Consider the following 21,763-nt stretch of genomic DNA (forward strand, 5'->3'; position numbering starts at 1 on the left):
TTCAGTGCGCAGCAGCCTCGATCGACGCTCGGGAGACGCGCTTGCGGAACACCCAGTACGTCCAGCCCTGGTAGAGCAGCACGATCGGCAGCGTGAAGAGGGCGACCCAGCTCATGACCGTGAGCGTGTACTCCGTGCTCGACGCGTTCTCGATCGTGAGGCTGTTGGCCGGATCGTTCGAGGCCGGCATCACGTCGGGGAACAGCGCGGAGAAGAGCGCGAGCACCGCCGTGGCGATCGTGACCGCGAACAGCGTGAAGGCGATGCCCTCCGCGCCCCTGAGGTTCGCGAGCCAGCCGCCGATGAGGGCGAACGCCGCCACCGCGGCGAAGACCCAGAACCAGAAGGTGCCGAACGCGAACCCGGTCCAGAGCAGGAAGCTCGCCGCGACGACGATCGTGATCGCGCCCGAGCGCACCGCGAGGAGGCGGGCGCGCTCGCGCAGGTCGCCCTCGGTCTTGAGCGACGCGAACACGACGCCGTGCGTGAAGAACAGCAGCAGGGTCGTGAGGCCGCCCAGCAGCGCGTACGGGTTCAGCAGCGTGAACAGGTTGCCGGTGAAGTTGTGGTCGGCGTCGAGCGGCACGCCGGCCACGATGTTCGCGAACGCGACGCCCCAGAGCAGGGCGGGCACCGCCGAGCCGACGACGATCATGCCGTCGAACCACGCCCTCCACTTCGAATCGGGCCGCTTGTGCCGGTACTCGAAGGAGACGCCGCGCGCGATGAGGGCGAGCAGGATGAGCAGCAGGGCGAGGTAGAAGCCCGAGAACAGCGTGGCGTACCACTCGGGGAACGCCGCGAACAGCGCCGCACCGGCGACGATGACCCAGGTCTCGTTGAGGTCCCACACGGGGCCGATGGTGTTGATGAGCACGCGCCGATCGGTGTCGTCCTTGCCGAGGAACGGCAGCGACATGCCGACGCCGAAGTCGAACCCGTCGAGCACGAAGTACCCGATGAACAGGAACGCGACGATCCAGAACCAGAGTGTTGCGAGATCCATGTCCGTCGCCTCCTAGTAGACCGTCGTCGCGGGTTCGATCTTGCCGGTCTCGGGGTCTGGATCGCCGACCTCGGGCGGCCCTTTGCGGATCGCCTGGATGATGAGCCGCACCTCGACGACCGCGAGGATGCCGTAGATCAACGTGAACGCGACGAGCGAGATGAGCACGTCGAGCCCGGTGACATACGGTGAGACGCCCGACTCGGTCTTCATGAGGCTGAACACGATCCAGGGTTGGCGGCCCATCTCGGTGAAGACCCACCCGACGCTCATCGCGAGCAGCGACAGCGGGAAGCTCCAGATCGCGACCTTCCAGACCCATGCCTGCTTCGGCATGCGTCCCTTGCGGGTGACCCAGAGGCCGACGACCGCGATGACGACGTGCAGGAGGCCGAGGCCGATCATCCAGCGGAACGCCCAGTAGGTGACCCAGAGGATCGGGGTGTAGTCGCCGGGGCCGAACTGCTCGGTGTACTGCGCCTGCAGGTCGTTGATGCCCTCGACGCAGCCGTCGAACGTGTGCGTCGACAGGAACGAGAGCAGGTAGGGGATGCGGATCGAGAAGAGCTCGCTCGAGCCGTCGGGCGTGCCGAGGGTGAAGATCGAGAACGAGGCGTCGGCCCCGCAGACCGTGTCGAACGTGGCCTCGGCGGCGGCCATCTTCATGGGCTGCGTCGCGACCATCGCGAGGCTCAGCTGGTCGCCGAACAGCGTCGTGAGGATGCCCGAGCCGACCATGAGCCAGAGGCCGTACTTGAGCGCGGGCCGCATGGTGTCGATGTGCTGGTTGCGGGCCAGGTGCCAGGCGGCGGCGCTGATGATGAGGCCGGCGGCGACCATGAAGCTCGCGGCGATGGTGTGCGGGAACGCCGCGAGGGCGACCCGGTTCGTCAGGAGCGCTCCGATGTCGACGAGTTCGGCGCGGCCGCTCTCGGCGTTCAGCTCGTAGCCGACCGGGTTCTGCATGAACGCGTTCGCCGCGAGGATGAAGTAGGCCGACAGGATCGTGCCGATCGCGGTCGCCCAGATCGTCGCGAGGTGGATGCCGCGGGGCAGCTTGTCCCAGCCGAAGATCCACAGGCCGATCATCGTCGCCTCGAAGAAGAAGGCGAGCAGGCCCTCCATCGCGAGCGGGGCGCCGAACACGTCGCCCACGAACCGGGAGTACTCCGACCAGTTCATGCCGAACTGGAACTCCTGCACGATGCCGGTGACGACGCCCATGGCGAAGTTGATCAGGAAGATGTTGCCGAAGAAGCGCGTGATGCGCAGGTACTCGGACTTGCCCGTGCGGTACCAGGCGGTCTGGAAGACCGCGGTGCTCGTGGCGAGCCCGATCGTGATCGGCACGAAGAGGAAGTGGTAGACGGTCGTGAGGCCGAACTGCCATCGGGCGAGCAGCAGCGGATCGAGCAGGTCGTTCACGGATGCCCCTTTCACGTGGTGGTGCCACGCCGAGTCGTTCTTCTACAGAGCGTAGAACATTCAGGCTCGCGGCGGTAGTCTTGATGCATGGCGAGTCTTGGCGAGTTGGAGCGCTCCGTGATGGAGGTCCTCTGGAACAGCGACGCCGATGTGACCGCGAACGAGCTCCGCGACGCCCTCGTGCTTCGGCCCGACTCCAGCGGGCGCGCCGTCGCCACCACCACGGTGCTGACCGTGCTCTCCCGGCTCGAGCGCAAGGGTTTCGTCACCCGCTCCCGCGACCAGCGCCCGCACCGCTACCGGGCGCTGCTCTCCCGCGAAGAGCACACCGCCGAGCTCATGCACGAGGTGCTCGATCGCTCGAGCGACCGCGATGCCGCACTCGCCCGCTTCGTCGGCACGGTGAGCGATCGGGAGGCCGCGACCCTGCGCCGCCTCCTCGACGAACTCGCGCACCACTGACCATGCTCGTCGCCGCCGTCGTGCTCGGCGCGCTCGCCGCCGCCCTGGCCTGGCCGGTGCCCATGGCGCTGTCCCGTGCCGCCTGGCCGTCGCGCTCCCCCGCGGTCGCCCTCGCGCTCTGGCAGGCGATCGCCCTCGCGGGCGCGCTCTCGATGATCGGCTCCCTCCTCGCCTTCGGCGCCTCGCCCGCCGGATCCCTGGCGGCGGCCGTCGACCACCTCCTGCCTGCCGCCCTGCACGGGGCGATCCCCGCCGAGTACGCCGTCGTGCACCTCGCCTCGATCACGCTCGCCATCGGCCTCGCGATCCACCTGCTCCTGAACCTCGGGCTCACGGCGGTCCGCGCCGAACGCGAACGGCGTCGCCAGCACCAGCTCATCGCCCTGCTCGGCGACCCGATGCCGGGCGTGCCGCGCACCCGGGTGCTGGCGCACCCCGAGCCGCTCGCCTACTGCGTCCCCGGCATCCGCACCGCGACCGTGCTGACCGACGGACTCGTCGACGTGCTCGAGCCCGATGAGCTCGCCGCCGTCATCGCGCACGAGCGCGCCCACCTCGACCAGTTCCATCACCTCGTCCTGCTCTCGTTCCGCGCCTGGCACAGTGCGCTGCCGTGGTTCCCGATCGCGAATCGGGCCGAGCGCGCCGTCGCGCTCCTGACCGAGATGCTCGCCGACGACGAAGCCAGGCGCGAGGTCGGCGATGCCACGCTGCGCTCCGCGATCGTGCTGGTCGGCAGCGCGGGCGAGCCGGGCGCCTACGCGGATTCCGGCGGCATCTCCCCCGATCTCGAGATGCTCACGGCTCGGCTCGCACGACTCGGGGTCAACCCCGGGTACGCCCCTGAATCACCCTGAGGTCTGATGCACCGCCCGGCCGCCGCGGTTACGCTCGAACGATGAACGAGATCCTCGACTGGATCCTGGACACGGTGCAGAGCGTCGACCCGGTCGCACGCACGCTGCTGGCCGGACTCGGCATCATGTTGGAGACCTCGGTGCTGATCGGCCTCGTCGTTCCGGGCGACACCATCGTGCTGGTCGCGTCGACCGCGGTCGACGGCGTGGTCGAGTACCTCGCCCTCACCTTCGCGGTGATCATCGGCGCCCTCGTCGGCGAGAGCATCGGCTTCGCGCTCGGCCGTTGGTTCGGACCCCGCATCCAGCGCTCCCGGCTCGGCCGTCGCATCGGCGAGCACAACTGGCGGCGCGCGCAGGTCTACCTCGCGCGCCGCGGCGGCCCGGCGGTCTTCGTCTCGCGATTCCTGCCCGTGCTGCACTCGCTCATCCCGCTGACGGTCGGCATGAGCGACATGCGCTACCGCAAGTTCATGGCGTGGACCGTGCCGGCCTGCGTGCTCTGGGCGTTCGCGTACGTCTCGGTCGGCGCCGCGGCCGCCGGCGGCTACCGCGAGCTCAGCCGCGACCTGCACTGGGCCGGGTACCTCTTCGTCGCGGTCATCGTCGTGTTCCTCGTGGTCGTGTGGGCGGTCAAGCGGTGGCTCGTCCGTTCCGAGGCACGCCATATGACGGATGCCGCGACGGAACGGCCGAAGGGGCCGGTGACCGAAGTCCCCGACCCCCTCGATGCCGATGGCGCCTAGATCAGGCCGTTCTCGGTGAGCCAGTCCTTCGCGGCCGTGTTCGCGGAGGCCTTCTCGTCACCCTCGACCCGATTGCGCAGGTCGATGAGGTCGTCGGTCGTGAGCTGGGCCGAGATGGCGTCGAGCGCCTCCTGCAACTCGTCCGAGGCGATCGAGCTCGAGAGCAGCGGAATGACGTTCTGCGCCGCGATCAGGTTCTCGGGGTCGTCGAGCACGACGAGATCCTTGGCCTTCAGGTCGGGCGACGTCGTGTAGATGTCGGCGACCTGGACGGTGTCGTCGGTCAGCGCCTTGACCGTGTCGGGTCCGCCGTAGTCCTCGTACGGCACGAACGTGACATCCGCCACGCCGTAGACCGACGCGAGCCCCGGGATGCCGTACCCGAGTTCGGCGAACTGCGGGTTGGCGCCCAGGCTGAACGGCTGCACGGCAGCGAGGTCGCCGATCGCCTTCAGGTTGTTCGCGGTGGCGAACTCGCTCGTGACGACGTAGGCGTCCTTGTCCTCGGCCTCTGCCGAGGCATAGACGACGAGGTCGTCAGCCGCAACCGCGTCGACCAGTGCGGCGTCGACGTCCTCGGTCGTGCGCTCGGCGAACTCGGGGTCGTAGTACGCCAGCAGGTTGCCGTTGTACTCGGGGATCAGGTTGATCGATCCGTCCTGCAGCGCCGGGATGGTCTGCTGGCGCGGTCCGATGTTGAACTTCGTCGAGACGTCGAAGCCCTGGGCCGTGAGCGCCTGGGCGTAGATCTCGCCGAGGATCTCGCTCTCGGGGAACGCGAACGAACCCACGACGATGGCGTCGCCGCTGCCTCCGGCGGCGTCGGTCTCGGGAGCGGTGGGATCTCCTGATGCGCACCCTGCCAGGGCCACCATGGCCCCGACCGCGACAACGCCTGCGGCGATCCGGCCCTTCTTGAACATGCTCATGGTCATTCCCTCTCTTGGTTCGGTGTTCCCACCGTTGCCGGCTGACGCTGTGCCTGCCGACGAACAGCACTCCGACCAGTCTCGGCCGGACGGCCGACACCAGGTGTCGCAGTGAGTCTCTGGATGACCGCGAAGACGCCGTCCACGAGGAGGGCGAGTGCGGTGATGAGGATGGCACCGCCGAGGATGCGGTCGTAGTCGTTCAACCCGATTCCGCTCGCGATGATCCGTCCGAGGCCGCCGAGGCCGACGTAGGACGCGATCACGACCGTCGCGATGACCTGCAGCACGCCGGAACGCAGCCCCCCGACGATGAGCGGAAGCGACAGCGGGATCTCGACCTTGGTGAGGATCTGCAGCTCCGTCATGCCGTTCGCACGAGCGGAGTCGATGGTCTGCCGATCGACGGACTCGAGCCCCGAGTACGCACCGGCGAGGATCGACGGGATCGCGAGGAGCACGAGGGCGATCATCGTGCCGAGGAAGTTGGCCGTGGTGCTGACCATCGAGTAGCCGAGGACCATCGTGAGGAAGAACAGCACACCGAGGGTCGGGAGGGCTCGCATGCCGCCCGTGAACGAGATGACGAACTGCCTGCCCTTGCCCGTGTGGCCGATGTAGAAGCCGAGCGGCAGGGCGATGCCCGCTGCGATGAGCACGGCGACGAAGGTGTAGAGCAGGTGTTCGGCGATGCGGTCCTGGATCGGCAGCGGCGATTGGGCTCCGGCGACCCAGTTGGCCGGATTGAGGATCCAGGCGAAGGCGTCGATGAAGAGGTTCATCCGACGTCACCCACCGTGATCGGAAGGCGCACCGAGTCGGTCTGGACCGGCTTGGAGCCGCCCTTGCGGTTCCAGGGCAGCAGCAGGCGGCCGAGCAGCACGAGGATCACGTCGAAGACGAGTGCGATGAGCAGGCTCGCGACGATGCCCGTCGCGACCTCCTCGAGGATGTTGCGCTGCTTGCCGTTGGTGAACAGGTAGCCGAGGTTCTCGGATCCGATCAGGACGCCGACCGAGACGAGCGCGATGGTGGAGACCGACACGACCCGCATGCCCGCGAGCAGCACCGGGCCGGCGAGCGGGAACTCGACACGCCAGAACTGCTGCCACCGGGAGTACCCCATCGCGAGCGAGGCCTGCTTGACGTCGATCGAGACCGAGGCGAAGGCATCGGCGGCGGCGCGCACCATGATCGCGACCGCATAGATCGACAGGGCGACGATGAGGTTGATGTCGCTCAGCACCTTGGTTCCGAGGATGGCGGGGAGGATCACGAACAACGGCAGCGACGGGATCGTGTAGAGCAGGCTCGTCGACGTGATGATGATGCCGCGCGCCGTACGCCCGGTCACGGCGATGCGGGCGAGCGGCACCGCGATGACGAACCCGACGACGATCGGGACGATGCTGAGACGCACGTGGTTCACGGTCAGTCCCACGACGAGGTCGAAGTTCGAGATGAGCCAGTTCATGAGGCGTTCGCGACCGGCGACGTGCGGTCTCCGGCCGACACGCTGTCGTCCTCGATGAGGCCGGCGGGCCGGCCGGCGGAGTCGACGACGAGGATCCGGCCGCTCACCGGATCGCGCGGTTCCAGCCGCAGTCGGCGCTGGCCGCGATCAACCCCGATGAACGACGCGACGAAGTCGTCCGCGGGGTGGGCGAGCACCTCGGCCGGCGTGCCGACCTGGGCGACGACGCCGCCGGTGCGGAGGATGATCATCTGGTCGGCCAGGGCGAAGGCCTCGTCGATGTCGTGGGTCACGAAGACCACGGTCTTGCCGAGGGCGCTCTGGAGCCGGCGCAGTTCGGTCTGGAGCTCGAGTCGCACGATCGGGTCGACCGCACCGAACGGCTCGTCCATCAGCAGGATGTTCGGATCCGCCGCGAGGGCACGTGCCACGCCGACCCGCTGCTGCTGTCCGCCGGACAGCTGGCTCGGATACTTGTCGGCCAGCCCGCGGTCGAGCCCCACCGTGTCGAGGAGTTCGAGAGAGCGCAGCCGGGCCTCCGATTTCGCGACGCCGCGAAGCAACGGGACCGTTGCGACGTTGTCGATGATGCGACGATGCGGCAGCAACCCGCCGTTCTGCATCACGTAGCCGATGCCGCGGCGCAGGCGCACCGGGTCGACCGTCGCGACGTCGGTGCCGTCGATGAGCACCTGGCCGCCCGTGGGATCGACCATGCGGTTGATCATGCGCAGCAGCGTGGTCTTGCCGGACCCGGACGACCCGACGAGCACCGTGGTGGTGCGCGGCTCGATCACGATGTCGACGTGTTCGATCGCGAGCGTGCCGTCGGGATACTGCTTCGTGACACCGCGGAATTCGATCATGGCCGCCTCACACCCTGTTCGAACGGTCGTTCGAACTGCAAGCCCCAAGCCAAACACCTATTCGGGCACGAGGCAACGCGAAGGCCGCGCGCGTCGCAAGACCGCGTCACGGAGTGCGGTGATCGGCGGCGGCGCGCGGCTCCGACGGGCCGCGAATGGTCGGCTCGGGCCGGCTCAGGCGGCGTTGCTGGCCGCGCGGGGCGTGCCGAGGTGCTCGCGCAGGTAGGACTGCACGAGGGCACGGGCCTCGGCGAGGTAGCGCTCGTCGCCCTCGATCGAGCGCTCGAACGCCCGGTTGATGAGCGAATCGGCCACCTCGAGTGCGATGCCGATGCGGAATCCCAGCTCCTCGGCCTCGAGGTCGATCTCGAACTCGGCCGCGATCAGCTGCGCCATGCGCCCGGCGAACTCGGGCTCGTGGTCGGCGTCGCGCTCGCGGCGACCGGCGTGCACGACCGTGAAGCCGGGCTCGTCGCGGTAGAGCGCGATGCAGGCGTCGAGCGCGATGTCGATGAGGTCCCACCAGGTGGCCGGCGTGTGCCGCTCGAGCTCGTCGGCGACGCGCTCGCGGTACCGCCGGATGGCGCGCTCGCGCAGCGCCTCGACCACGGCGACGCGGTCGGGGAAGTAGCGGTATACCGTGCCGATCGAGGCTCCGGCGCGCTCGGCGACCATCTGCGTGGTGAGTCGCTCGAACCCGGACTCGTCGACGATCTCGGCCGCAGCGTCGAGCAGGGCGTCGAGTCGCTGCGAACTGCGTCGTTGGGTCGGCTCGGTGCGGACTGAGCGTTTCCTGCTCGAATCGGCCCCGAGGATCAGGTCGACATTCGGCACGGAACCTCCTCAGTTTGCGCGGTCAACTCTACCGGCCGTCGAAGGGCCTCGATGACCACGACACCTGTGCGTTTCACGTGCGTCCGCTCCGGCATGACAGACTGGTGGGATGCCGGCGAGCCCCCCTGATCCGGCCGGATCCCGCGAGCGCCAGGTCCGGCATCGTGCCGCGCGCATCGAGGACTGGATCCACGTCCAGCATGTGCGCTGGGCGCGCAGCCGCGGGCAGGTGCCGACGGTCGTGCCCTACACGGGCTACGGTTCGACCGAATGGGTCCGAGTGCTCTGCCGGGTGCTGCTCAGCCGGCAGATCCCGGCCGACGACACCTCGCCGCGCCGACGCAAGCGGCGCGAGCAGGGCATCCGAGGTTGGCGCAGCTTCACGAGCGCTCCGGTCGGGGACGTGCCCGTCGTCATCGAGGTCGGCGGCCAGCGCATCGAGGTCCTCACCGACCGCGGCGGCGTGGTCGACACGCGCGTCCCGGTCTCGTTGACGCCCGGCTGGCACGAGGCGACGCTCAGCACGGCCGGCTCCGAGAAGGTGACCGCGCCCATCCAGGTGCTCGACCCCGACGCATCCTTCGGCGTCATCTCCGACGTCGACGACACCGTCATGGTCACGGCGCTCCCCCGGCCGTTCGTCGCCTTCTGGAACACGTTCGTGCTCGACGAGCACGCGCGCATGCCCACGCAGGGCATGGCGGTGCTCTACGACCGTCTCGTGCGCGCCCACCCCGGCGTGCCGGTCGTCTACCTCTCGACGGGCGCGTGGAACGTCGCTCCGACGCTCAACCGGTTCCTGTCCCGCAACCTCTACCCGGCAGGGCCGCTGCTGCTCACCGACTGGGGTCCGACGCACGATCGGTGGTTCCGCAGCGGTCGTGCGCACAAGGAGGAGAACCTCCGCCGCCTCGCCGAGGAGTTCCCGAGCGTGCGATGGCTCCTGATCGGCGACGACGGCCAGCACGACGAGGTGATCTACGCCGACTTCGCCGCCGAGTTCCCCGACAACGTCGCCGCGATCGCCATCCGGCAGCTCTCGAAGGGCGAGGCGGTGCTCGCGGGCGGGCGAGGCAAGGCGTCGCAGGTCCACGTCACGGTGCCGTGGGTGTCGGCGAGCGACGGCTCGGCGATGGCCGACCAGCTCGCCGAGGCCGGCCTTCTCTGAGCCGCGGCGATCGCACACGCATCATCGCGGCGCGATCGTGCGGTGCGGCGCCGAACGCAGCGCCGCTGCGCCGACGATCAGGCGGTGACGGATGCCGCGGCCGCGCGTTCGCGACGGATGCGCGCGAGTCCCCGGTTGACCTGGCGCGCCCACAGCGGGCCGAGGTAGATGAACGCGGAGTACCCCTGCACGAGGTCCGCGCCGGCATCGAGTCGCGCCTGCACGTCGGCGGCCGTCTCGACGCCGCCGACCGAGATCACGCACATCCCCTCGGGGACGTTGCGGCGCACGAGCTGAAGCACCTCGAGCGAACGGGCCGCGAGCGGCGCGCCCGAGAGCCCGCCGGCGCCGATGCGCTCGACCTCGGCGGCGGAGGCGCGCAGCCCCTCGCGGGAGATGGTCGTGTTCGTCGCGATGATGCCGTCGAGCCCGAGGCGCGTCGCGAGCTCGCAGATGCGCACCACCTCGTCGTCGCCGAGGTCGGGGGCGATCTTCACGAGCAGCGGCGTGCTGCCCGCCGAGGCGCGGACCGCCTCGAGCAGCGGGGCGAGCGCATCGAGCTCCTGCAGGCCGCGGAGGCCGGGGGTGTTCGGCGAGCTCACGTTCACCACGAGGTAGTCGGCGTAGGGGGCGAGCACCCGCGTACTGCGTTCGTAGTCGCCGACCGCGTCCTCGACGGCCGTGACCCGGCTCTTGCCGATGTTCACGCCGAGCACGGGCCGATGCCGTCGACGTGCCAGGCGCGACAGGCGGCCGACTGCGGCATCCGCACCGCCGTTGTTGAAGCCCATGCGGTTCACGAGCGCGCGGTCGCCGACCAGGCGGAACAGGCGCGGGCGTTCGTTGCCCGGCTGGGCGATCGCGGTGATCGTGCCGACCTCGACGTGGCCGAAGCCCAGGTTGCCGAGCCCGCGCACCGCGAAGCCGTCTTTGTCGAAGCCCGCGGCGACGCCGAACGGCGATGGGAACGAGAGCCCGAGGGCCTCGACCGCGAGTGCGGGGTCGGGCTTCGTGAACTGCTCGACCACCCGCCCGACGCCGAGCGTGGGCAGTGCGCGGATCACCCGGAACGCGAGGTGATGCGCGTCTTCGGGGTCCATGCGGGACAGGACGAGGGAGAAGAGGAGTCGGTACATGCCGCCCATCAGGCTATCGGAGTTCGACGCCCGTCGACGCGTGCGGCTCGACCGTGCTGCTCGACCGGCTACTCCACCGGGCGTGCGGGGAGGCGGCCGTGCGCCTCGCGCAGCTGGTCGATGGCCGACTCGAAGTCGTCGAGCGACTCGAACGCCTGGTAGACGCTCGCGAAGCGCAGGTACGCCACCTCGTCGAGGTCGCGCAGGGGCGGCAGGATCGCGAGGCCGATGTCGTTGGCCTCGATCTGCGACGTGCCGGTCGACCGGATCGTCTCCTCGACCGTCTGCGCGAGCAGCGCGAGGTCGGAGTCGGTGACCGGACGCCCCTGGCAGGCCTTCTTGACGCCGAGCACGACCTTCTCGCGGCTGAACGGCTCGGTCACCCCGCTGCGCTTCGTGACCGAGAGGCTCGCCGTCTCGGTGGTCGAGAACCGCCCGCCGCATTCCGGGCACTGGCGACGACGACGGATCGAGAGCCCGTCGTCGCTCGTGCGGGAATCGATGACTCGGGAATCCGGGTGGCGGCAGAACGGACAGTACATGGTGCTCCCAGCCTAGCGGGGTCGGAACGGCCGGCGCCCGAAGGCGAGCGTGCGTGCGGCGCGGCGCCGGGGTCGCCGTCGGGCGCCCGCGAACGCCGATGCCGACGCCGGCGCCGCGCCGCGGCTCAGCGCTCGAAGCGCGCCGTCACGGCCTCGCCGTGGGCCGGCAGGTCCTCCTCGTCGGAGAGCGTCGCGATCACGGGCGCGACCTCGCGGAGCGCGGCCTCGTCGTAGCGCACCACCTGCTGCGGCCGGAGGAACGTCGCCGCCGAGAGACCCGACACGTGCCGCGCCGTGCCGCCCGTGGGCAGCACGTGGTTGGATCCGGCGGCGTAGTCGCCGAGGCTCACGGGAGAGTACGGGCCGATGAAGATCGCACCGGCGTTCTCGATGCGCGCGAGCGTCGCATCGACGTCGGCGACCTGGATCTCGAGGTGCTCGGCGCCGAACGCGTTCGCGAACGCGGCCGCCTGCTCGAGGTCGTCGACCAGCACCAGCGCCGACTGCGGGCCCTCGACGGCGGCGCGCACCCTGGCCGAGTGCTTCGTCGCCGACACGCGCGCCTCGAGGCGCGCGCGCACGGCCTCGGCGAACTCGGCCGAATCGGTGACCAGCACGGATGCCGCGAGCTCGTCGTGCTCGGCCTGGCTCACGAGGTCGGCGGCGACGAAGTCCGGATCGGCACTCGCATCGGCGATCACGAGGATGTCGGTGGGGCCGGCCTCGGCGTCGATGCCCGTGACGCCGGCGACGAGGCGCTTGGCCGCCGCGACGAACACGTTGCCCGGGCCCGTGACGCGCTGCACGGGCAGCAGGCCGAGATCAGGCACGCCGTACGCGAAGGCGCCGATCGCGCCCGCTCCGCCCATGGCGTACACCTCGTCGACGCCGAGGAGCGCGGCGACCGCGGCGATCGTCGGGTGGATGCGGCCCTCGTGGTCGGCCTGCGGCGGCGAGGCGAGGGCGATCGACCGCACGCCGGCGACCTGCGCCGGGACGACGTTCATGACCACGCTCGACGGGTACACGGCCTTGCCGCCGGGCACGTAGAGCCCGACGCGCTCGACGGGCTGCCACCGCTGCTCGATGACCGCACCGGGCGCGAGCACGGTCGTCACCGCCGCGGGCACCTGGGCGGCGCTGGCCGCGCGGACCCGCGCGATCGTGGATTCGACGGCCTCGCGCACCGCGGGGTCGAGCGCCGTGAGGGCGCTGCGGAGCTCGTCGGCCGGCACCCGGATCGCCGCGGGGCGCACCCCGTCGAACCGTTCGGCCTGGTCGAGCAGCGCCTGCCCGCCGTGCTCGCGCACCTCGTCGATGATGCGGCCGGCCGGCGCGAGCGCAGCCGTGACGTCGGTCTCGGCGCGCGGAACGAGCGCGAGGAGCTCGGCAGATGACGGACGGGAACCGCGGAGGTCGATGGTGCGCAGCATGATGCCTCCAGCGTACCGACCGAGCACGCCGGCGACCTCCGAGGTCGTCACATGGGCGTCGTCACATGAGACAGCTGGGCCCGAGGAGGCTCTTCAGCTCGCCGTAGAAGTCGGCGGTCACCTTGACCGGGTACTGCCCGACCTCGAAGACGCGACCGACTCGGCCCTTCGTGAGCGTGATGCGGACCTCGGTGTCTCCTCGATGGCGCACCAGCACGTCGCGGAGCGCCTCGGTCGTCTCCTGCGTCGCCCGGTGGTCCGGCACCGTGATCTTCACGATGCCCGAGTCGTCGTCTTGGCCGAGCTCGGGCGAGAACACGCTGTAGGCGTGCAGGTTCATGCCGTCGTCGCGCATGCTGACGCGCCCCCGCACGACGACGATCGAGTCTGACTGCAGGCCTGGCGCGAACTCCTGGTAGGCCTTGCCCATGAACATCACCGTGATCTCGCCCGAGAAGTCCTCGACGGTGATCATGCCGTACTGGTTGCCGGAGGCTTTCGCGATGCGGTGCTGCACGTTCGTGACGAGGCCCGCGACCGTGACAGTGTCGGCGTCCTGCGTCGCATCGGAGGTGGTGAGATCGAGGATCGACGTCGACGCGTGCTTCGCGAGGGGCGCCTCGAGTCCGTCGAGCGGATGCTCGGAGACGTAGAGGCCCAGCATCTCGCGCTCGAACGCGAGCTTCTGCTTCTTCGGCCACTCGGGACGGTCGGGCACCAATGAAGGTGCCGCATCGCGCTCGTGGTCGTCGAAGAGGCTGTCGAAGTCGAAGCCGAAGTCGCCGACCTCCTCGGCCCGCTTCTCCTTCACGACCGACTCGACGGCACCCTCGTGGATCTCGACGAGCGAGCGGCGGGTGTGACCGAGCGAGTCGAACGCGCCCGCCTTGACGAGCGACTCGACCGTGCGCTTGTTCGCGACCTGGAGCGGCGACTTCTTCAGGAAGTCGTGGAACGACTCGAACCGCCCCTTGCTCTCTCGGGCGCCGCGGATCGCGTCGACCACGTTGAACCCGACGTTGCGCACCGCGCCGAGCCCGAACCGGATGTCCTCGCCCACGGCGGCGAAGTAGCCGATCGACTCGTTCACGTCGGGCGGCAGCACCTTGATGCCCATTCGGCGGCACTCGTTGAGGTAGAGCGCGAGCTTGTCGCGCGCATCGCCGACGCTCGTGAGCAGGGCCGCCATGTACTCGGCCGGGTAGTGCGCCTTGAGGTAGGCGGTCCAGTAGCTGAGCACGCCGTAGGCGGCGGAGTGCGCCTTGTTGAAGGCGTAGTCCGAGAACGGGAGCAGGATCTCCCAGAGCTTCTGGATCGCGGCATCCGAGTAGCCGTTGGCCTTCATGCCGCCCGCGAAGCCCTCGTACTGCTTGTCGAGCTCGGACTTCTTCTTCTTGCCCATCGCACGGCGCAGGATGTCGGCCTGACCGAGGCTGAACCCGGCGACCTTCTGCGCGATCGCCATGACCTGCTCCTGGTAGATGATCAGGCCGTAGCTCGTGTCGAGGATCTCCTTCAGCGACTCCTCGAACTCCGGATGGATCGGCGTGATCTCCTGCAGCGCGTTCTTGCGGAGCGCGTAGTTGGTGTGCGAGTTCGCGCCCATGGGGCCCGGACGGTACAGCGCGATGACGGCCGAGATGTCCTCGAAGTTGTCGGGCTTCATGAGCCGGAGCAGCGAGCGCATGGGCCCGCCGTCGAGCTGGAACACGCCGAGCGTGTCGCCCCGGCCGAGCAGCTCGTACGCCCCGGGGTCGTCGAGCGCGAGGTCCTCGAGCACCGGGCGGATGCCGCGGTTCGCCTCGATGTTGTCGAGCGCGTCATCGATGATCGTGAGGTTGCGCAACCCCAGGAAGTCCATCTTGATCAGGCCGAGCGACTCGCACGCCGGATAGTCGAACTGCGTGACGATCTGGCCGTCCTGCTCGCGCTTCATGATCGGGATGATGTCGATCAGCGGGTCGCTCGACATGATCACGCCGGCCGCGTGCACGCCCCACTGGCGCTTGAGGTTCTCGAGGCCGAGCGCGGTCTCGAAGACCGTCTTGGCCTCGGCATCCGTCTCGATGATGGCCCGGATGTCGCCGGCCTCCTTGTAGCGCGGGTGGCTCGAGTCGAGGATGCCGGTGAGCGGGATGTCCTTGCCCATGACGGCGGGCGGCATCGCCTTGGTGAGCTTCTCGCCCATCGAGAAGGGGAACCCGAGGACGCGGCCGGAGTCCTTCAGCGCCTGCTTCGCCTTGATCGTGCCGTAGGTGACGATCTGCGCGACGCGCTCGTCGCCGTACTTCTCGGTGACGTACTTGATGACCTCGCCGCGACGGCGCTCGTCGAAGTCGACGTCGAAGTCGGGCATCGAGACGCGGTCGGGGTTCAGGAACCGCTCGAAGATGAGGCCGTGCCGCAGCGGATCGAGGTCGGTGATGCGCATCGCATAGGCCGCCATCGACCCGGCGCCCGAGCCACGACCGGGCCCCACGCGGATGCCGTTGTTCTTCGACCAGTTGATGAAGTCCGCGACGACCAGGAAGTAGCCGGGGAACCCCATCTGCGAGATGACGCCGACCTCGTAGTCGGCCTGCTTGCGCACCTCGTCGGGGATGCCGTTCGGGTAGCGCACGTGGAGTCCCCGCTCGACCTCCTTCACGAACCAGCTCTGCTCGTCTTCGCCTTCGGGCACGGGGAAGCGCGGCATGTAGTTGGCGCTCGTGTTGAACTTCACGTCGCAGCGTTCGGCGATCAGCAGCGTGTTGTCGCACGCTTCTGGATAGTCGCGGAACACCTGGCGCATCTCGGCGGCCGTCTTGAGGTAGAACTCGTCGGCGTCGAACTTGAACCGGTTCGGGTCGTCGAGCGTCGAGCCCGACTGCACGCAGAGCAGCGCGGCATGGCTCTTGGCGTCGTGGGCGTGCGTGTAGTGCAGGTCGTTCGTGGCGACGAGCGGGAGGTCGAGCTGCTTCGCCAGGCGGTGCAGGTCGGTCATGATCCGGCGCTCGATGCCGAGGCCGTGATCCATGATCTCGGCGAAGTAGTTCTCCTTGCCGAAGATGTCGCGGAAGTCGGATGCCGCCTGCACCGCTTCGTCGTACTGCCCGAGCCTCAGGCGGGTCTGCACCTCGCCCGACGGGCAGCCCGTGGTCGCGATCAGGCCGGACGAGTAGGTGGAGAGCAGCTCGCGATCCATGCGCGGCTTGAAGTAATAGCCCTCGAGCGAGGCGCGGCTGGAGAGCCGGAAGAGGTTGTGCATGCCCTCGGTATTCGCCGAGAGCAGGGTCATGTGCGTGTAGGCGCCCGAGCCCGAGACGTCGTCGCCGCCGCCGGATCCCCATCGGATGCGCGTCTTGTCGCTCCGGTGCGTTCCGGGCGTGACGTACGCCTCGGTGCCGATGATCGGCTTGATGCCGACATCCGTCGCCTGCTTCCAGAAGTCGTAGGCGCCGAACACGTTGCCGTGGTCGGTGACCGCGACGGCCGGCATGCCCTGCTCCGCCGCTGCGGAGACGAGCTCACCGACCCGGGCCGCACCGTCGAGCATCGAGTACTCGCTGTGCACGTGCAGGTGGACGAAGGAATCGGTGGCCACTGGGCTCCTCTTCGGGTGCTGCGGGGTGGTTCTCGGGGGCGCAATCGAGTCTAGGGCGACCCGACGTCAGCGCCGCCCGTTCACTCGGCGCGGAGTGATTCGAGGGCCGCCGCGAGGTCGGCGGGGTACTCCGACTCGAACGTGACCCAGTCGCCCGTCGCGGGGTGCGTGAGCGAGAGCCGGTGCGCGTGCAGCCACTGGCGGGTGAGCCCGAGCCGCGCCGAGATCGTCGGGTCGGCGCCGTACATGGCGTCGCCGACGCACGGATGCCGCTGGGCGGCCATGTGCACGCGGATCTGGTGCGTACGCCCCGTCTCGAGGTGCACCTCGAGCAGCGACGCGTACGGGAACGCCTCGAGCGTCTCGTAGTGCGTCACCGCGTGCTTGCCGTCGGAGACGACGGCGAACTTCCATTCGGAGCGCGGATGCCGGCCGACGGGGGCGTCGATCGTTCCCGCGAGCGGGTCTGGGTGCCCTTGCACGACCGTGTGGTAGACCTTCTCGACCTCGCGGTCGTGGAACTGCCGCTTGAGTTCGGTGTAGGCGCGTTCCGACTTCGCGACGACCATCAGGCCGCTCGTTCCGGCGTCGAGGCGGTGCACGATGCCCTGGCGCTCTGGAGCGCCGGACGTCGAGATGCGGAACCCGGCGGCGGCCAGGGCACCGACCACGGTCGGGCCCTCCCAGCCGAGGGACGGATGCGCGGCGACGCCCGCCGGCTTGTCGACCACGACGAGGTCGTCGTCGTCGTGCACGATGCCGAGGTCGGGAACGGGGATCGCGACCACCTCGACCGTGCGCGGCGGCTGCCAGCTCACCTCGAGCCAGCCGCCGGCGCGGAGCCGGTCGGACTTGTCGAGCGTGCGTCCGTCGAGGACGACTCCCCCGGCCGCGGCGATCTCGGCCGCCTGGGTTCGCGAGAAGCCGAGCAGCTTCGCGATGCCCTGGTCGACACGGATGCCTTCGAGCCCGTCGGGGACGGGAACGGAACGCGACTCCATGCCGATCAGGCTTCGCGCGCGACCGGGACGCTCAGCGCGCCCCGGCCGGTCGAGACGCTCGGGTTCGCGCCGGCGGTGCCGGGTTCGCCACGTCGGCCGTCGTGATCGGCGTCGGTGTCGGCGCCTCGAACGTCGTCGTCGATGACGACGTCGCTCGCGGGGTCACCGCCCGCCGGAACCGTCTCGGCCTCGTCGTCGGTGCGCTTCGCCCCGCCCTTGACCTCGCGCGAGCCGTCGAGCCCGACGCCGCGGATCGTCAGGATCATGAACAGCACCATGCTCGAGACGATCGCCATGTCGGCCACGTTGTAGATCGCGGGGATCATCCACGGCGTCGAGATGAAGTCGACGACATGCCCGAGGCCGAAGCTCGGCTCGCGCAGGAGCCGGTCGGTCAGGTTGCCGAGCACGCCGCCGAGCAGGAGGCCGAAGACCAGACCCCACGCCTTCGAGCGGATGCGCCGCGCGAACCAGATGATGAAGGTGATGACGCCGGCAGCGAGGATCGTGAAGATCCACGTCATGCCGCTCGCGAGCGAGAAGGCGGCGCCGGGGTTGCGGACGAAGTGCCACTGGAGCAGGTCGCCGAGCACCGGCACCGTCTCGCCCTCGGTGAGGTTGGAGACGACGAGGAACTTCGCCAGCTGATCGAGCCCGTAGACCGTGAGGGCACCGAGGACGAGAACGACGAGTGCGGTCGCGGTTCCGGCCTTCGTGCCCCGATCAGGCTCCAAAGCCCTGGAAGGTGGGCGTGGGCGCCTGCTCGTTCGAGATGCCCGACGAACCCGCGAAGCCCTGGTTGTCGGGGACCTGCACCGGAGCGGCCGTGTCGAGGTCGCGGAGCTGGCCCTCGATGTAGCTCTTCAGCTTCTGGCGGTACTCGCGCTCGAACAGGCGCAGCCCGTCGACGCGCTTCTCGAGCACCTGGCGCTCCTGGTCGAGCACGCCGATCTGTGCGCGCTGCTTGGCCTCGGCCTCGGCGACCACACGGGCCGCAGTCGCGTGGCCCTCGGCGATGAGCGCGTCGCGCTTCTCGATGCCCTCGCGCACGTGCTCCTCGTGGAGGCGGCGCGCGAGCTGCAGCAGGTTGGTGGTGCTGGTCTGCTCGTCGAGCTCGGACTGCACGGCCGGAGCGGGCACGGAGACGGCCACGGTCGCGGGCTGCGGAGTCGGCTCCGAGTAGGAGGGCGCCTGCACGGCTGCCGCCGGGGCGGATGCCGCGGCCTTCGCGGCCTCTGCGGCGCGCGCTTCGGCGGCCGAGACGCGCTGACGCAGCTCTTCGTTCTCCTGATTCAGTCGACGAAGCTCGACGACGACCTCGTCGAGGAAGTCATCGACCTCGTCCTGGTCGTATCCCTCGCGGAACTTCGTCGCCTGGAAGCGCTTGTTGACCACATCTTCCGGAGTTAGCGCCATGGCTTCTCACCCTCACATCTTCGAACTGTTCGTTGCGTTCTGCTAAACGGTAGCAAAGTCCACTCGGATCACCCAGTGTCGCCTGCGCAGGTTGCGCCGGGTTCGCAGGAGATCGTCAGGCGACGGCCGCGAGCCACGACACCACCGTCATGGCGACGATGACGACGAGCATCGCGAGCGACCACCCGAGGTCGAGGGCGACCTGCCCGATGCGGATCGGCGGAATCAACCGCCTGAACAGCCGCACGAGCGGGTCCGTGATCGTATAGGCGAGCTCGACCACGACCAGCCAGCCGCCCTGGGGACGCCAGGATCGGTTGAACGTGCGGATCAGGTCGAGGACGAAGCGCGCCCACATCACGAAGAAATAGATGACGAGCAGCGAGTAGAGGATGCTCCAGACGACGGACAACGCGCCTACCGACGGCTACGCGTGCGTGAAGAACGACGCGTCGACGTCGCCTTCGGCTTCACCGGTCTCCCCCGAGACCACGACGTGCGACGGCGAGAGCAGGAAGACCTTGCTCGTGACGCGCTCGATCTTGCCGTGCAGGCCCTGCGAGAGGCCGCTGGCGAAGTCGATGAGTCGGCGCGCATCGCCGTCGGACATCTGCGAGAGGTTGATGATGACCGGTACTCCCTCGCGGAAGGACTCGGCGATGACCTGCGCGTCACGGTACTGACGCGGGTGCACGGTGAGGATCTCGTTCATCTCCGCCTGCGGTGTGCTCGGTTGGATGTGGTTCTTGCGGAGCGGCGTGACGGCCGCACCGGTCTTGGGTGCCGGCGCAGCGTGCACGACCGGTGTCGCCGCTGCGGGCGTCTCTCGGGGCTCGGCCTCGAACTCCTCGTCCGCGAGGCCGAGGTAGACCATGGTCTTCTTGAGCGGGTTGGACATCGCTGCCTCCGTCTGTGTTCCGTCTCTTCGAGGCTAACCGGCGATGGGCCGATTGCCGGTGATTGCCGTGCCGATCCGCAGGTGTGTCGCGCCTTCGGCGATGGCATCCTCGAGATCGTGGCTCATGCCCATCGACAGCCCGGAGGCCGTCGGCGCGAGGGGCAGCACGAACCGCTCCGACAGTCCGCGCACCCGCGCGAACGCCGGCCGAGCGGGCTCGTCGAGCGGCGCGACGGCCATGAGGCCCCGCAGCTCGAGTCCGGGCGCGGCGAGCACGTGCTCGACGAGCGACGCGAGCTCGCTCGGCGCGACGCCCCCGCGACCTGGGTCGTCGGTGAGGTTCACCTGCACGAAGCAGTCGAGGGATGCCTCGTCGGAGCGCAGTGCGTCGACGAGCCCTGGACGGTCGATCGAGTGGATGGCCGTGGCGTAGGCGCGCACCTGACGCGCCTTCTTGCTCTGCAACTGCCCGATGAAGTGCCAGCGCAACGGGAGGTCGGCCAGCTCGCGGGCCTTGGCCTGCGCCTCCTGGTGCCGGTTCTCGCCGACATCCAGCACGTCGAGCGATGCGAGTTCGCGTACGAGCGATGCGGGGTGGAACTTGGTCACGACGATCGTGCGGATGCCGGCCGGGTCGCGGTCGGCGAGGCGCGCAGCCTCGCCGACGCGCGCGGCGACGACCTGGAGACGCGCTCGCAGGTCGTCGACTCCTGCGGAGCGCTCCTCGGTCACTTCAGGAAGTCGGGGATGTCGAGGTCGTCGTCGTCGGCATCGAACGCCGGGTCGGAGACGATCTGGTCGGCCGTCGAGGTCTCGGGTCCGCCCCAGTTCGCGGTCTCCACGAGTTCGTCGATGTCGATCTCGCCGATGACGTCCGCGGAGTCGGCTCCGCCGACCGAGGAACCGCCGACCGAGGAGCCGCCGACGGCGGCGCCGATCGAGACCGCGGCGGGCACGAGCTGCTCGCGACGCACCTCGACGGGCTTGGCTCCGGGCTCGCCGCCGTCGAATCCGGCGGCGATGACGGTGACCCGCACCTCGTCGCCGAGCGTGTCGTCGATGACGGCGCCGAAGATGATGTTCGCCTCGGGGTGCACGGCCTCCTGCACCAGCCTGGCGGCGTCGTTGATCTCGAAGATGCCGAGGTTCGATCCGCCCTGGATGGAGAGCAGCACGCCGTGCGCGCCGTCGATCGACGCCTCGAGCAACGGGCTCGCCACGGCGAGCTCGGCGGCCTTGATGGCGCGATCGGCCCCCCGGGAGGAGCCGATGCCCATGAGCGCAGAACCTGCGCCCTGCATGACGGACTTGACGTCGGCGAAGTCGAGGTTGATGAGGCCCGGCGTCGTGATCAGGTCGGTGATGCCCTGGACACCCGCGAGGAGCACCTGGTCGGCCGTGGCGAACGCCTCGAGCATCGAGATGCCGCGGTCGCTGATCTCGAGCAGGCGATCGTTCGGCACCACGATGAGGGTGTCGACCTCTTCCTTCAGGCGCGCGACGCCCTGCTCGGCCTGAGTCTGGCGGCGCTTGCCCTCGAAGCCGAACGGCTTGGTGACGACACCGATGGTGAGTGCGCCGATGGACTTCGCGATGCGCGCGACCACGGGTGCGCCGCCGGTGCCGGTGCCGCCGCCCTCGCCCGCGGTCACGAAGACCATGTCGGCGCCGGCGAGGGCCTCTTCGATCTCTTCGGCGTGGTCTTCGGCCGCACGGCGGCCGACCTCGGGGTCGGCGCCTGCGCCGAGCCCGCGGGTGAGGTCCCGACCGACGTCGAGCTTCACGTCGGCGTCGCTCATGAGCAGCGCCTGTGCGTCGGTGTTGATCGCGATGAACTCGACGCCACGGAGGCCGAGCTCGATCATGCGGTTGACGGCATTGACGCCGCCGCCGCCGATGCCGACCACCTTGATGACGGCGAGGTAGTTCTGGTTAGTCGACATCTCCGGCCCTTCGTGCGAACTCTGAACTTTGAACCTCAAGTCGA

22 protein-coding genes are annotated in these 21,763 nt (G+C 69.3%); 4 read left to right on the top strand and 18 right to left on the bottom strand.

Annotated features, from left to right (window positions below; translation table 11 throughout):
* Position 1: 1 nt before the first annotated feature.
* The gene (gene cydB, locus ABIC29_RS14945) at positions 2–1,006 is read right to left on the bottom strand and encodes a cytochrome d ubiquinol oxidase subunit II (protein WP_116085077.1); all 1,005 of its coding nucleotides are present in this window, start codon (positions 1,004–1,006) and stop codon (positions 2–4) included.
* A gap of 12 nt (positions 1,007–1,018) precedes the next feature.
* Positions 1,019–2,431 carry a cytochrome ubiquinol oxidase subunit I gene (locus ABIC29_RS14950; protein ID WP_116085080.1) on the bottom strand — a complete coding sequence of 471 codons (1,413 nt, stop codon included), beginning with the start codon at positions 2,429–2,431 and terminating at the stop codon, positions 1,019–1,021.
* A gap of 87 nt (positions 2,432–2,518) precedes the next feature.
* On the opposite strand from ABIC29_RS14950, the gene ABIC29_RS14955 reads away from it, so the two are divergent.
* From ABIC29_RS14955 to ABIC29_RS14965, 3 genes are read left to right on the top strand one after another with little or no spacing between them, the layout of a single operon-like run.
* Entirely contained in the window at positions 2,519–2,893 is a 375-nt protein-coding gene (locus ABIC29_RS14955; protein WP_116085082.1) for a BlaI/MecI/CopY family transcriptional regulator, read from the top strand.
* Positions 2,894–2,895: 2 nt separating this feature from the next.
* On the top strand, positions 2,896–3,750 hold the full coding sequence (locus ABIC29_RS14960) for a M56 family metallopeptidase (protein WP_116085084.1): 855 nt from the start codon (positions 2,896–2,898) through the stop codon (positions 3,748–3,750).
* A gap of 41 nt (positions 3,751–3,791) precedes the next feature.
* Positions 3,792–4,496 carry a DedA family protein gene (locus ABIC29_RS14965; RefSeq protein ID WP_116085086.1) on the top strand — a complete coding sequence of 235 codons (705 nt, stop codon included), beginning with the start codon at positions 3,792–3,794 and terminating at the stop codon, positions 4,494–4,496.
* Here ABIC29_RS14965 and ABIC29_RS14970 read toward each other — a convergent pair.
* The 5 genes from ABIC29_RS14970 to ABIC29_RS14990 all read right to left on the bottom strand — a co-directional run bounded on the left by ABIC29_RS14970 (position 4,493) and on the right by ABIC29_RS14990 (position 8,599).
* Positions 4,493–5,425: an ABC transporter substrate-binding protein gene (locus ABIC29_RS14970; protein ID WP_158551853.1), complete on the bottom strand. Its 933-nt coding sequence runs from the start codon at positions 5,423–5,425 to the stop codon at positions 4,493–4,495. The genes ABIC29_RS14965 and ABIC29_RS14970 overlap by 4 nt on opposite strands.
* Positions 5,426–5,427: 2 nt before the next feature.
* Positions 5,428–6,207 carry an ABC transporter permease gene (locus ABIC29_RS14975; protein WP_354246612.1) on the bottom strand — a complete coding sequence of 260 codons (780 nt, stop codon included), beginning with the start codon at positions 6,205–6,207 and terminating at the stop codon, positions 5,428–5,430.
* On the bottom strand, positions 6,204–6,899 hold the full coding sequence (locus ABIC29_RS14980; protein WP_116085093.1) for an ABC transporter permease: 696 nt from the start codon (positions 6,897–6,899) through the stop codon (positions 6,204–6,206). The genes ABIC29_RS14975 and ABIC29_RS14980 overlap by 4 nt, the downstream gene beginning before the upstream one ends.
* Positions 6,896–7,765 carry an ABC transporter ATP-binding protein gene (locus tag ABIC29_RS14985; protein ID WP_116085095.1) on the bottom strand — a complete coding sequence of 290 codons (870 nt, stop codon included), beginning with the start codon at positions 7,763–7,765 and terminating at the stop codon, positions 6,896–6,898. Before ABIC29_RS14985 ends, ABIC29_RS14980 begins: the two co-directional genes overlap by 4 nt.
* Positions 7,766–7,939: 174 nt before the next feature.
* Positions 7,940–8,599 (bottom strand): TetR/AcrR family transcriptional regulator, encoded by a 660-nt coding sequence (locus ABIC29_RS14990; RefSeq protein WP_116085098.1) that lies wholly within the window; start codon positions 8,597–8,599, stop codon positions 7,940–7,942.
* A 109-nt stretch (positions 8,600–8,708) separates the two neighbouring features.
* On the opposite strand from ABIC29_RS14990, the gene ABIC29_RS14995 reads away from it, so the two are divergent.
* Positions 8,709–9,767 (top strand): App1 family protein phosphatidate phosphatase, encoded by a 1,059-nt coding sequence (locus ABIC29_RS14995; RefSeq protein WP_116085101.1) that lies wholly within the window; start codon positions 8,709–8,711, stop codon positions 9,765–9,767.
* Between the two features lie 77 nt (positions 9,768–9,844).
* Here ABIC29_RS14995 and ABIC29_RS15000 read toward each other — a convergent pair whose 3' ends face one another.
* From ABIC29_RS15000 to ftsZ, 11 genes are all read right to left on the bottom strand, one after another.
* The gene (locus ABIC29_RS15000) at positions 9,845–10,903 is read right to left on the bottom strand and encodes a quinone-dependent dihydroorotate dehydrogenase (protein ID WP_116085491.1); all 1,059 of its coding nucleotides are present in this window, start codon (positions 10,901–10,903) and stop codon (positions 9,845–9,847) included.
* A 68-nt stretch (positions 10,904–10,971) separates the two neighbouring features.
* Positions 10,972–11,445 carry a transcriptional regulator NrdR gene (gene nrdR, locus ABIC29_RS15005; protein ID WP_055858480.1) on the bottom strand — a complete coding sequence of 158 codons (474 nt, stop codon included), beginning with the start codon at positions 11,443–11,445 and terminating at the stop codon, positions 10,972–10,974.
* Between the two features lie 125 nt (positions 11,446–11,570).
* Positions 11,571–12,878, bottom strand: a complete 1,308-nt coding sequence (gene hisD / locus ABIC29_RS15010; RefSeq protein WP_116085494.1) for a histidinol dehydrogenase — start codon at positions 12,876–12,878, stop codon at positions 11,571–11,573.
* 61 nt (positions 12,879–12,939) lie between these two features.
* Positions 12,940–16,413, bottom strand: coding sequence for a DNA polymerase III subunit alpha (dnaE, locus tag ABIC29_RS15015; RefSeq protein WP_502915498.1), 3,474 nt, complete (start codon positions 16,411–16,413; stop codon positions 12,940–12,942).
* A gap of 128 nt (positions 16,414–16,541) precedes the next feature.
* Positions 16,542–17,462, bottom strand: coding sequence for an RluA family pseudouridine synthase (locus ABIC29_RS15020; RefSeq protein WP_116085106.1), 921 nt, complete (start codon positions 17,460–17,462; stop codon positions 16,542–16,544).
* A gap of 5 nt (positions 17,463–17,467) precedes the next feature.
* Positions 17,468–18,196, bottom strand: a complete 729-nt coding sequence (gene lspA, locus ABIC29_RS15025) for a signal peptidase II (protein ID WP_116085109.1) — start codon at positions 18,194–18,196, stop codon at positions 17,468–17,470.
* A complete protein-coding gene (locus tag ABIC29_RS15030) occupies positions 18,186–18,878 on the bottom strand; it encodes a DivIVA domain-containing protein (protein WP_116085112.1) in 693 nt (230 codons plus the stop codon). The genes lspA and ABIC29_RS15030 overlap by 11 nt, the downstream gene beginning before the upstream one ends.
* Before the next feature lie 115 nt (positions 18,879–18,993).
* The gene (locus ABIC29_RS15035; RefSeq protein ID WP_354246620.1) at positions 18,994–19,290 is read right to left on the bottom strand and encodes a YggT family protein; all 297 of its coding nucleotides are present in this window, start codon (positions 19,288–19,290) and stop codon (positions 18,994–18,996) included.
* Between the two features lie 15 nt (positions 19,291–19,305).
* Complete coding sequence (locus tag ABIC29_RS15040) at positions 19,306–19,776, bottom strand: cell division protein SepF (RefSeq protein WP_116085114.1); 471 nt, start codon at positions 19,774–19,776, stop codon at positions 19,306–19,308.
* A gap of 33 nt (positions 19,777–19,809) precedes the next feature.
* Complete coding sequence (locus ABIC29_RS15045) at positions 19,810–20,508, bottom strand: YggS family pyridoxal phosphate-dependent enzyme (RefSeq protein WP_116085117.1); 699 nt, start codon at positions 20,506–20,508, stop codon at positions 19,810–19,812.
* The gene (gene ftsZ / locus ABIC29_RS15050) at positions 20,505–21,719 is read right to left on the bottom strand and encodes a cell division protein FtsZ (protein WP_116085119.1); all 1,215 of its coding nucleotides are present in this window, start codon (positions 21,717–21,719) and stop codon (positions 20,505–20,507) included. Before ftsZ ends, ABIC29_RS15045 begins: the two co-directional genes overlap by 4 nt.
* Positions 21,720–21,763 lie beyond the last annotated feature (44 nt).

It is taken from the genome of Agromyces sp. PvR057 (assembly GCF_040547485.1).
Classification (GTDB): Bacteria; Actinomycetota; Actinomycetes; order Actinomycetales; family Microbacteriaceae; genus Agromyces.

Excerpts from the sequence above, each read along its gene's own strand:
- ABIC29_RS14970 (WP_158551853.1), bottom strand. The coding sequence starts at position 5,425 with ATGAGCATGTTCAAGAAGGGCCGGATCGCCGCAGGCGTTGTCGCGGTC.
- ABIC29_RS14995 (WP_116085101.1), top strand. The coding sequence starts at position 8,709 with ATGCCGGCGAGCCCCCCTGATCCGGCCGGATCCCGCGAGCGCCAGGTC.
- ABIC29_RS14955 (WP_116085082.1), top strand. The coding sequence starts at position 2,519 with ATGGCGAGTCTTGGCGAGTTGGAGCGCTCCGTGATGGAGGTCCTCTGG.
- ABIC29_RS15020 (WP_116085106.1), bottom strand. The coding sequence starts at position 17,462 with ATGGAGTCGCGTTCCGTTCCCGTCCCCGACGGGCTCGAAGGCATCCGT.
- ABIC29_RS15030 (WP_116085112.1), bottom strand. The coding sequence starts at position 18,878 with ATGGCGCTAACTCCGGAAGATGTGGTCAACAAGCGCTTCCAGGCGACG.
- ABIC29_RS14985 (WP_116085095.1), bottom strand. The coding sequence starts at position 7,765 with ATGATCGAATTCCGCGGTGTCACGAAGCAGTATCCCGACGGCACGCTC.
- cydB (WP_116085077.1), bottom strand. The coding sequence starts at position 1,006 with ATGGATCTCGCAACACTCTGGTTCTGGATCGTCGCGTTCCTGTTCATC.
- hisD (WP_116085494.1), bottom strand. The coding sequence starts at position 12,878 with ATGCTGCGCACCATCGACCTCCGCGGTTCCCGTCCGTCATCTGCCGAG.
- ABIC29_RS14960 (WP_116085084.1), top strand. The coding sequence starts at position 2,896 with ATGCTCGTCGCCGCCGTCGTGCTCGGCGCGCTCGCCGCCGCCCTGGCC.
- ABIC29_RS14980 (WP_116085093.1), bottom strand. The coding sequence starts at position 6,899 with ATGAACTGGCTCATCTCGAACTTCGACCTCGTCGTGGGACTGACCGTG.
- ABIC29_RS15040 (WP_116085114.1), bottom strand. The coding sequence starts at position 19,776 with ATGTCCAACCCGCTCAAGAAGACCATGGTCTACCTCGGCCTCGCGGAC.
- nrdR (WP_055858480.1), bottom strand. The coding sequence starts at position 11,445 with ATGTACTGTCCGTTCTGCCGCCACCCGGATTCCCGAGTCATCGATTCC.
- dnaE (WP_502915498.1), bottom strand. The coding sequence starts at position 16,413 with ATGCTCGACGGTGCGGCCCGGGTCGGTGAGCTCGTCTCCGCAGCGGCG.
- ABIC29_RS14965 (WP_116085086.1), top strand. The coding sequence starts at position 3,792 with ATGAACGAGATCCTCGACTGGATCCTGGACACGGTGCAGAGCGTCGAC.
- ABIC29_RS15000 (WP_116085491.1), bottom strand. The coding sequence starts at position 10,903 with ATGTACCGACTCCTCTTCTCCCTCGTCCTGTCCCGCATGGACCCCGAA.
- ftsZ (WP_116085119.1), bottom strand. The coding sequence starts at position 21,719 with ATGTCGACTAACCAGAACTACCTCGCCGTCATCAAGGTGGTCGGCATC.
- ABIC29_RS14975 (WP_354246612.1), bottom strand. The coding sequence starts at position 6,207 with ATGAACCTCTTCATCGACGCCTTCGCCTGGATCCTCAATCCGGCCAAC.